11 protein-coding genes are annotated in these 9,608 nt (G+C 62.1%); 5 read left to right on the top strand and 6 right to left on the bottom strand.

Annotation, left to right across the window (positions count from 1 at the left end; genetic code table 11):
* Window positions 1–129: 129 nt before the first annotated feature.
* Window positions 130–657, bottom strand: coding sequence for a DinB family protein (locus BOP93_RS13300; RefSeq protein ID WP_104502995.1), 528 nt, complete (start codon window positions 655–657; stop codon window positions 130–132).
* Window positions 658–780: 123 nt separating this feature from the next.
* Here BOP93_RS13300 and BOP93_RS13295 point away from each other — a divergent pair, with 123 nt between their 5' ends.
* Complete coding sequence (locus tag BOP93_RS13295; RefSeq protein ID WP_104502994.1) at window positions 781–1,470, top strand: tellurite resistance TerB family protein; 690 nt, start codon at window positions 781–783, stop codon at window positions 1,468–1,470.
* An 85-nt stretch (window positions 1,471–1,555) separates the two neighbouring features.
* Here BOP93_RS13295 and BOP93_RS13290 read toward each other — a convergent pair whose 3' ends face one another.
* Together BOP93_RS13290 and BOP93_RS13285 are read right to left on the bottom strand one after the other, a co-directional pair.
* On the bottom strand, window positions 1,556–2,167 hold the full coding sequence (locus tag BOP93_RS13290; protein WP_104502993.1) for a LysE family transporter: 612 nt from the start codon (window positions 2,165–2,167) through the stop codon (window positions 1,556–1,558).
* A gap of 248 nt (window positions 2,168–2,415) precedes the next feature.
* Complete coding sequence (locus BOP93_RS13285) at window positions 2,416–3,699, bottom strand: arsenic transporter (RefSeq protein ID WP_104502992.1); 1,284 nt, start codon at window positions 3,697–3,699, stop codon at window positions 2,416–2,418.
* A 348-nt stretch (window positions 3,700–4,047) separates the two neighbouring features.
* Here BOP93_RS13285 and BOP93_RS13280 point away from each other — a divergent pair, with 348 nt between their 5' ends.
* The 4 genes from BOP93_RS13280 to BOP93_RS13265 all read left to right on the top strand — a co-directional run bounded on the left by BOP93_RS13280 (window position 4,048) and on the right by BOP93_RS13265 (window position 5,863).
* The gene (locus BOP93_RS13280; RefSeq protein WP_065885664.1) at window positions 4,048–4,263 is read left to right on the top strand and encodes a hypothetical protein; all 216 of its coding nucleotides are present in this window, start codon (window positions 4,048–4,050) and stop codon (window positions 4,261–4,263) included.
* Window positions 4,264–4,334: 71 nt separating this feature from the next.
* Window positions 4,335–5,030 (top strand): AzlC family ABC transporter permease, encoded by a 696-nt coding sequence (locus BOP93_RS13275; RefSeq protein WP_104502991.1) that lies wholly within the window; start codon window positions 4,335–4,337, stop codon window positions 5,028–5,030.
* Window positions 5,027–5,338 (top strand): AzlD domain-containing protein, encoded by a 312-nt coding sequence (locus tag BOP93_RS13270; protein ID WP_104502990.1) that lies wholly within the window; start codon window positions 5,027–5,029, stop codon window positions 5,336–5,338. The genes BOP93_RS13275 and BOP93_RS13270 overlap by 4 nt, the downstream gene beginning before the upstream one ends.
* Window positions 5,339–5,509: 171 nt before the next feature.
* On the top strand, window positions 5,510–5,863 hold the full coding sequence (locus tag BOP93_RS13265) for a hypothetical protein (RefSeq protein WP_104502989.1): 354 nt from the start codon (window positions 5,510–5,512) through the stop codon (window positions 5,861–5,863).
* Between the two features lie 156 nt (window positions 5,864–6,019).
* Here BOP93_RS13265 and BOP93_RS13260 read toward each other — a convergent pair whose 3' ends face one another.
* The 3 genes from BOP93_RS13260 to BOP93_RS13250 form a co-directional block, all read right to left on the bottom strand.
* Window positions 6,020–6,724, bottom strand: coding sequence for a YoaK family protein (locus BOP93_RS13260; RefSeq protein WP_104502988.1), 705 nt, complete (start codon window positions 6,722–6,724; stop codon window positions 6,020–6,022).
* 66 nt (window positions 6,725–6,790) lie between these two features.
* Window positions 6,791–8,425: an ATP-binding cassette domain-containing protein gene (locus BOP93_RS13255; protein ID WP_104502987.1), complete on the bottom strand. Its 1,635-nt coding sequence runs from the start codon at window positions 8,423–8,425 to the stop codon at window positions 6,791–6,793.
* 124 nt (window positions 8,426–8,549) lie between these two features.
* A complete protein-coding gene (locus BOP93_RS13250) occupies window positions 8,550–9,599 on the bottom strand; it encodes a DNA topoisomerase IB (RefSeq protein WP_065885669.1) in 1,050 nt (349 codons plus the stop codon).
* Window positions 9,600–9,608 lie beyond the last annotated feature (9 nt).

Below are 9,608 nucleotides of genomic sequence, written 5' to 3'. Positions count from 1 at the left end.
CGGTGCAGCAGGGTTGCGAATATATAGATCCAGACGCTTCGGTGCAACCTCGATGCATCCTTTCCTGCACAAACACAGGTCTGAAAAAACCTGCCAGATCAGTGATCTACGCTGCGGGGCAGGCTCCGCTCAGTCAATCAGCGCGAGCAGGTCGGTATCACCCACGTCCACGCCGGCCTGACTCAATAATGTGGTGACCTGGCCGCGATGATGGGTCTGATGGTTGAAGAAGTGCATCAGCAGGCCGAAAAACGGTTTTTCAGACGCTACGCCGCCCATGGTGTGATAACTCAATCGCAGGTCCAGGTGGGCGTCGCGCAAGCTGTGGGCCCAATCGAGGATGAGTTGGTCCAGCCAGGCCCGATGGGTCGAGAGTTCACGGATGTCTGCGAACGCCAATTGCCTGAGGTCGCCGGGTGTGGCGATGGCGTTCAAGGGCGCCAACGCGCTGAATTCCGCCGGGTGCTGGGTAAAGCGTTTGAGCCAGACGGTGTCGCCCAGTGCCAGGTGATTGAGGGTGCCGAGGATCGAGCCGAAAAATGCCTGGCGGTCCGCAGTCAACGCCGCGTCTGTGAGGGTGCCGGCAGCCTCATAGACCTTGCGATTCATCCATTGATTGTAGTTGGCCATCAACCCGATGTGCTCGATGCGATTCACCTGGGTTCTCCCTTGAGGTTGTTGTGGCGCCATCATAAAGCTTGCCCGCCCGGCGGTCATGGTGTTCCATCAAGGGCGGACTAAGGTTGATTAACGCCACTACGTACCTGGGAGGGCGACACCATGAATACCGGCGATTTACTGGAGCAATTGTTGCGCGGCGCAGGGCAGGGCGGCGCTTCTTCGAGCGGCGGTTTGGGCGGGGTGCTTGGAGGACTGCTCAAGGGCAACCGCGCCGGTAATGCTTCGGGCGGCGGCCTCGGCGATTTGTTGGGTGGGCTCGGCGGCATGCTGGGCGGTGGCGCGGCTACGCGTCCAACACAAGGGCGCGCGGGTGGGATGAACTATGCCGCGTTGGCGTCTCTCGGGATGATGGCCTACAAAGCGTATCAGGCCTGGCAGAGCCAGCAGGCGAGCCAGGCACAACCAGCGTTCCAGACGGCCGATCAGCTCTCGGGCGCGCAAGTCGAAGCGCACAGCCATGCAGTGCTGCGCGCACTGATCGCTGCCGCCAAGGCCGACGGCCACATTGATGAAAAAGAGCAGCAGCTGATTTCCAATGAGCTGGGCAAACATACTGACGACCCGCAATTGCAACAGTGGCTCGACGCTGAAGTCGCCAAGCCGCTGGATGCTGCGGATTTCGCCGAGTTTGCCGCAGACCCGGCGGTGGCGGCCGAGGTGTATCTGGCCAGTGTCCTGTTGGTCGATGACCAACAGGATGCAGAGCGCAATTACCTGGACGACCTGGCGGGGCAGCTGGAAATCGATCCGCAGTTGCAACTGCACCTGGAGCAGCAGGCCAAGGCCTAAAATCTCGGTTGTTCTGCGCCTGCAGAAACTGGGCGAGGGCGTGAGGCGGCTTGTCATGGGCCACTTCGTTGTAGCCTTTGTAACTTCAAATACTCTGTGCCGCCAGGACTGCCAAATAAATCAATACCACCCCACAAGTGCCATAGCTGATGCGCTGCCAAGTCGGCGAAGCATTCTTGCGCAGCAAGTTGACCAGCGCGGCGGTCAGAAAGCAGGACAGCACCGACGCGAGCATAAAGCCTGCAAAAAACATCAGCGTTTGCCCATGGCTCGGGGTAGCGCCGACGATGCCCGCCAATGCGCTGCCCAGGGCGCCCCAATAAACGATGTTCTTCGGATTGGCCAAAGAGATCGCCGCACCCACGGCCAGTGCGTTTTTTGCCGAACTGGCGGGTGCGCTTTCGACTTGCGGCAGTTGCCAGGCATCGATCAGGCTGCGGATGCCCAGCCAGGCCAGGTAAAGCGCGCAGATCACCGTCAGCGGCACGCGCACCGCGTCATGCTGAATCAACAGCGCGATGCCCGTCAGCCCGATCACCGCCCAGACCGCATCGCCCACCAGCGAGCCAACCTGCACCAGCAAGGCCGGCGTGAAACCGTGGAGCAAACCACGGCGCAGGGTCTCGGCGAGCACCGCGCCGGGAGAGAGGCAAAACACAAAGCCGAAAACCAGCGCGTAGAAAAAGATTGTCAGCATGCCCGCGTCCTTTCGAGAAAGTGCGAAAGCATACGTCAGTCCGAGGGCAGGGAACCATGCAGAATTGAATGTGTGCCAGGGAGCGCTTGCGATGAGTCGCCTCGGTCCACATGTGGGAGGGGGCTAGCCCGCGAGAGGTAGGCCCAGTGGATTGACCCACCGCTATCGGGGGCAAGCCCCCTCCCACATTTCTATCGAGGTCGGCTTGGGAAATTGCCCCCGTTCAAACGCATGAACAGAAGCGTTCCTTATAAACTCAGGCGCAAGGCGAGGGCGGCGAGGGTGATCAATAGCACCGGCACGGTCAGCACAATCCCGACCTTGAAGTAGTAGCCCCAGGTGATGGTGATGCCCTTGCGTGCCAGGATATGCAGCCACAGCAGGGTGGCGAGGCTGCCGATAGGGGTGATTTTCGGGCCCAGGTCGCTGCCGATCACGTTGGCGTAGATCATCGCGTCCTTGACCACGCCCACGGCATGGCTGGACTCGATGGACAGCGCGCCGATCAACACCGTTGGCAGGTTGTTCATCGCCGAGGACAACAGCGCGGTCAGCACACCGGTGCCCATGGCCGCGCCCCACACGCCGTGGGCGGCGAAGGTGTCGAGCCAGGTGGCCAGGTAATCGGTCAGGCCGGCGTTACGCAAGCCGTACACCACCAGGTACATGCCCAGGGAAAAGACCACGATTTGCCATGGCGCGTCTTTCAAGACCTTGCGCGTGGAAATCGTGTGGCCCTTGGCGGCGATCACGAGCAACAGCACGGCGCAGACCGCGGAAATCGCGCTGATGGGAATGCCCAGGGGCTCCAGTGCGAAGCAGCCGACCAGCAGAATACCCAGCACCCACCAGCCGGCACGAAATGTCGCACGGTCGTGGATGGCACTGTCGGGTTGTTCCAGGTCGGCCGGGTCGTAGCTCTGCGGAATATCGCGGCGGAAAAACCACAGCAGCACCGCCAGGGTCGCGGCGACGCTGACCAGGTTCACCGGCACCATCACGGCGGCATATTCGTTGAAGCCGATCTTGAAATAATCCGCCGAGACGATATTCACCAGGTTCGACACCACCAGCGGCAGGCTCGCCGTGTCGGCGATAAAGCCTGCACCCATGACGAATGCCAGCGTCGCCGCCGGAGAAAAACGCAGGGCCAGCAGCATCGACATCACAATCGGAGTGAGGATCAACGCCGCGCCGTCATTGGCGAACAGCGCCGACACCAGTGCGCCGAGCAGCACCATATAGGCAAACAGGCGCCGGCCTCGGCCACGCCCCCAGCGCGCCACATGCAGCGCGGTCCAGGCAAAGAACCCGGCTTCATCCAGCAACAGGCTGATGATGATCAAGGCGACAAAAGTACCGGTAGCGTTCCAGATGATGTGCCACACCACCGGGATGTCCGCCAGGCTGATTACCCCGCAGGCCAGGGCCAGGATCGCGCCCAGGCTGGCGCTCCAGCCCACGCCCAGGCCCTTGGGTTGCCAGATGACCAGCACGATGGTGACAAGGAAAATCGCAATTGCGACAAGCATGAATTAACGCTCCGATGGCTCAGCAGCAGGTGCTGGCCGGTTATGGTCTGTCGCCCAGTGCATCCGGACGCGGCGCGTCGTTCTGCCAGCAGGGCCGGCTGTCATCCAAGGCATGGATCAGTTCGCCTACGTAAAGTTCGCGCACGCGCAGGATTAATAGCGTCAGCCGTGCCCGGGCGGCAGCGGCCAGCATTTGAACAGGATTGCGGATAAAGGGCCACGTAGGTCAAATCCTGATTTCGGTTGACGTGGATCAACTGCCCGATGATCGACCACAAGTGATTGAAATTAAAATGAAACATCAATGTCCTAAAGTGCCCGCCCATTGCTGATGAAGGAAGCTCCCGCGTGACCCGAGCCACTCGTAACCTGCGCAAAACCCTGGATTCCGTCGCGGATAATAACGAAACCGCGGCGTTTGACCTGATGCGTGCCGTCGAAAAACTCGGCGATGAAGTGCTGCGCCAGCGCCTGCTCAACACCATCCACCGGTTGAACCAGGACGCCTACGAACTGCGCGAAGCGCGCGACTCGGTGGAGATGGTTTCGGTAAAACTGGCCTGAGCAAGATCGTTCAAGACAAGCGCCCGAGTGTGCCGGCATGCTGACCGACTGTTTGTCGATGAGCTCCGTCCATGCCTGCTGCCCTCCCTTATGACGCGTTCACACGTGGCGCGATTGCTGTCATTCCGTTATCCCTGGCCTGCGCCCCCTGGGGGTTGCTCGCCGGCTCCATGGCCATCGATGCGCAGTTCACGCCGCTGCAAGCCCAGGGTCTGTCCGCCATCGTGTTTGCCGGCGCGGCCCAACTGGTGGCGATCGGCATGGTCAAAAGCGGCGCCAGCCTGATCTCCATCGTGCTGACCACCTTGCTGCTGACTTCCCAGCATTTGCTCTACGGCATGCACATGCGCCCGACGCTGTCCTCGCTCAACACCCGCTGGCGCATGAGCCTGGGTTTTCTGTTGACCGACGAGTTCTTTGCCCTGGTCAACCACTATGACCGCCAGACCTTCAATCGCTGGTATGCCCTGGGTGTGGGCCTCACGTTCTATATCATCTGGAACCTGTTTACCCTGGCCGGCATTGTGCTGGGCAAAAGCATTCCCGGCCTCGACCAACTGGGGCTGGAGTTTTCGATTGCCGCGACCTTTATCGCGCTGATCACGCCGGTAGTGCGCGACGTGCCGACGGTGGTCTGCGTCGCCGTCTCGCTGTTGTGTTCGGTGTGGCTCAGTTACCTGCACTGGGAATCGGCGGTGGTGGCCTCGGGTATATTGGGGATGAATGCAGGGTTCGCCTGCAAACGCCTGGGAGTCGGGCCGCGATGATCTACCTGATGATTGTGGCAATGGCGCTGGTGGTGTTTTTCAACCGCTACCTGTTTATCGAGCCACGCCTGCCGGTACGGCTCAATCGGGGCACGCGTGAGTTCCTCGGGTTTGCCGTACCGGGCATGCTCACCGCGATTTGCGGGCCGATTATTTTCATCAAAGACCACCAGCTCAACCTGAGCCTGAGTAACCCCTACTTGCTGGCCGGGGTTTGCGCCGTGGGGTTGATGCTGTGGACGCGCAGTGTGCTGGTCACCGTGCTGTCGAGCATGGCGCTGTTCTATCTGTTGCGCTGGTGGTTGTGAACCGCGGGCGAAAAAAAGCCCGCGGGAGGGCGGGCAGAAGGGAGACTTCTAAAAATGAGCGTGACCACTATAAATGGCCGGCTTTGCCTTTACCGTGAAACAAAGTTCATGGGCGCGTCAGTTGGCGGCGGCGCAATGGTAGAGTCACGGTTTTTCCAAGGAAGCACAGGCATGTACAAAGTGGTGATAGGCGCATTGGTACTGGCGACGCTGGCCGGTTGCGCGGGTTCGAAGATGAAGGAGGCGCGTGCGGGCAGCCCGTACAAGACCATGGCGTCGGACAAGGCCACCCTGGTGGTCGCCCAATGCATTCAATACGGCTGGCAGGACGAAGGCGTGTTCGGCGTCGATGCGGGGGGCTTCAAGGAAGCCACCGAGGCCGGGGGCTTTACGGTGTACACCACGGGCGGTGATTACTTTGTGGATGTGCTGAGCACGGGCGCAGGTTCTACCGTCAAGTATTACGCCGCAGAGGACACGATGCCCGCCAAACGTCGTCTGGCTGCGCTCGCCACTTGTCTGTAATACCTTGCCTTAGTCATATTCAGAAACGCCCGGCGGGACAGCCGTCGGGCATTGGCTTATTATTCACCGGCTCGCCCGACGTGATGGCTCTTTACCGGTACACGGATGTCGAGGCTTAAACGTCGGGCGGGCACCTTTTTTTCCAAATTTTAATGGTCAGCGTGGCATGAATCCCAACTGCCAGCGCCGGGGAATCGCCAGGGTCGCCAGGCCCAGTAGCCCCGCAAGTGCACCACTGACCCAGAGCGCGCGCAGCCCGATCTGCTGTTCCAGCAGCGCCCCGATCACCGCGCCGATAAACATCCCCGCCCACGGCACCAGCTGCATGCGCCAGCCATTGCGGCGTTCGCCCATCAACCAGCGGCCCAGCCCGCGACCGAAACGTGAGAGTGCCCCGGTGACATAGGTGAGCCCCACGGGCACGCCATTGACTTGCTCGACAGCCGCGTTAAGCATGCCCATGGCGATAATCGCCGCCAACAGCGCGGGCAGCGTATCGGACCATGGCAGCAGTGCCGCACCACAGAGCAGGGCGCCGATACTGAGCAGCAGGGGCAGCGCGTGGCGCTTGCTCAAGCGGCTGACAATAACCCCCAGCGCGTTGCCGATGATGAACGTGGCAACCAGCAATACCAGGCGTGCGGTAAGCCCTCCGTCGCCTGCACTGATCGCGACCGCCAGGCGCGTGGTGTTGCCGCTCATGAACGAGACAAAATCGCCGCTGGCCATGAAACCAATGGCATCGGTCATGCCGGCAAGTACCGACAAACCCGCCACCAGCAGCAGGCCCACGCGCCCACGCCAGCGTTGTCGATGGGCGAGCGCGGCATTGGCGTAAGGCTTGACGGGTGAAGGCAGCATCGGCCGGTTTCCAGTGAGATTATCCGGCCATTACCCTAGGACGCTTTGCCACGGCGCGCAATCAGATCACACAGGCTCCAGGCGCCACCCGCTGCTATACCAGCTCAAGTAATGGCTGGGTTGGATCGCCTGCAGGAACGCCTCGTCGTGGGACACCGCCATCAGCGCGCCAGTAAATCCCTGCAAGGCCTGCTCAAAGGCCACCACCGTCTCCAGGTCCAGGTGATTGGTCGGTTCGTCCAACAGCAACAGTTGCGCCGGTGCCTCGCGCCATAAAGCGATCGCCATCGCCGCTTTCAACCGCTCGCCACCGCTGAGTTGCCCGGCGGGTTGGGTCACGCGCCGGGCATCCAGCTGCAGCAAGGCCAGGCGTGTGCGCAATTCGGCTTCCATCAGCGGCGTGTCGAGCAGGTTGAGCTGTTCGAGGATGCTGCGTTGGTCGTCCAGCAGCGTCAGGTGCTGGTCGATATAGGCGCAGGGCACCGTGACCGCGCAGGTGCCACTGACGGCGTGCCATTGCCCGGCAAGCAACTTGAGCAAAGTGGATTTGCCGCAACCGTTCGGCCCACGCACTGCCACGCGCACCGGTCCGGTCAGGTCCAGGGTCACGTAGGTCGAAGGTGCACGCGAGTCCAGCCAGGGCAACTGCGCCTGGTGCAGGCTGACCACCTGGCGACCGTTTGCCAGCGCCGAACCGGGCAGGGCGAGCAAGGTCGGCGTCTCGTCCACCACACGTGCGTAGGCCTGGCGCACCTGCGCATCGAGGGTGTCTTTGTGATCGCGATGGGCGCTGCCCCGTGCACTGACGATTTGCGTGGCGGCGCTCTTCCAGCGCGCCCTGGTAAAGCGGTCGACGTTGGCGGTCTCTGCCCGTTTGCGTGAGCGCGCCGCGTGGCGCTGCAGGCTGTCATGGGCCTTTTGCAAGCGTTGACGTTCGCGGCTGCGCTGCTCGCGGGCGTATTCCCACGCTGCGGTAGCCGCCTGCTGTTGGGTGTTGCGTTGCTCAAGATAGGCGGCGTAGTTGCCGCCGTAAGCCTGCACACCGAGGGGCGACAGTTCGATGATCCAGCCCATGGTGTTGAGCAACTGCCGGTCATGGCTGACCACCACCAGACCACCGCGCCAGGCGGCCAATTGCTGCAGCAGCCAGGCCCGCCCGCCACTGTCGAGGTGGTTGCTGGGCTCATCGAGGATCAGCAACGGCGGCGCCGCGAGCAAAGCACCGATCAGCGCCACCCTGGCCAGCTGTCCACCGCTGAGTTGATCGACTTGAGACGCGGCGCTGAGCGATGGCAACCCCGCCGTATCCAGGGCCGTGCGCAGACGTTCGGCAAGGTCCCAGCGCTCATCGATCAGCGCCAGGTCGCCGGCCAGACCCACGCCCTGATTCATGCGTTCAAGGGCGGCCAGGCACTGGGCGGTACCGGTCAGGTCCGCGACGCTCGCGCCGGGTCGCACCACCACGTTCTGAGGCACATACACCACATGGGCCGAGGCCTTCAGCGTACCGGAGGTGGGCTGCAGGATGCCGGCCATCAATTGCGCGAGGATACTTTTGCCGCGCCCGTTGCGCCCGACGATTCCGGTGGGGGTCCGGTCGATGGACAGATTGAGGTCTTCCAGCACGGTTTCGCCATTGGCGAACTGGAAACACAGGTGTTGCAGGGAAATCAATGCGGGCGGCCGGTTGACGTGAGTCATCAGCACCTCCAGGAAAATGTCGAACAGGCCAACGTGCGCGCCAGGCGGCTCGTTGCAGATACATTTTTTGAAGGCTTAGTTGTTCACGTCGGCAATCATCCCGAGAGTGTTAGGGCTTCGCAGGCTAACCCGCCTTGGCGGGCTTGGGCAAGTCTGCGACCAGTTGCTCAAGGAACATCGCCAGGGCGACTTCCTCGGCTTTGAGGCCCTTGCGCACCCGTGGCTTGGGCAGCTTCGACAGCTCGCCCAGGCTGAAATGCTCAAGCACCGCCGGGTGGATATAGCACTTGCGACACACCGCCGGCGTATTGCCCAGTTGCCTCGCGACGTCCTTGACCATCGCCACCACATGGCGCTTGGCGTCGGACTCCGGTTGCCACGCCAATTCGCGCAGCACCGCCAGCGCCATGGCCGTGCCGGCCCAGGTGCGGTAGTCCTTGGCGGTGAAATCCTCGCCGGTCAGGCTGTGCAGGTACGCGTTGACGTCCTGGGAGCTGACGGTATGGCGTTCACCGTTTTCGTCCAGGTACTGGAACAGGTTTTGCCCGGGCAGTTCCATGCACCGCTTGACCACACTGGCCAGGCGCCGGTCCTTGACGCTGATCTGGTGCTCCACGCCGCTCTTGCCGCGAAACTGGAATTTTATCTCGCTGCCCTTGATGTCCACGTGACGGTTGCGCAGGGTGGTCAGGCCGTAGGATTTGTTGTCGCGGGCGTACTGGGTATTGCCGACGCGGATCAGCGTGGCATCAAGCAACATCACCACCGTGGCCAGCACCTTGTCGCGGGTGAATCCGGGCTGGGCGATCTGTGCTTCCAATTGTTTGCGCAACTTGGGCAAGGCCGCGCCGAACGCCTGCAGACGTGCGTACTTGTCGCTGTCACGCACCTCGCGCCAGCGCGCATGGTAGCGGTACTGCTTGCGACCACGGGCGTCGCGGCCGGTGGCTTGCAGGTGGCCACGCGGGTCGGCGCAGATCCACACATCGGTGTAGGCGGGCGGCACCGCCAGCGCATTCAAGCGCTTGATCTCATCGGCATCGGTGATGCGCTCGCCGTCGGGACGGAAATACTGGAACTTGCCGCGCAGCTTTTTGCGGCGGATGCCGGGTTGGCTGTCGTCAACATAGTGCAGGTCGCGGGGCAGATCGGCGGGCAGCGAAGAGTCGGGCATGGTGCGGGT

The organism is Pseudomonas orientalis, assembly GCF_002934065.1.
GTDB classification, from domain to species: Bacteria; Pseudomonadota; Gammaproteobacteria; order Pseudomonadales; family Pseudomonadaceae; genus Aquipseudomonas; species Aquipseudomonas orientalis_A.
This window is presented reverse-complemented; position numbering and strand designations above follow the sequence as displayed.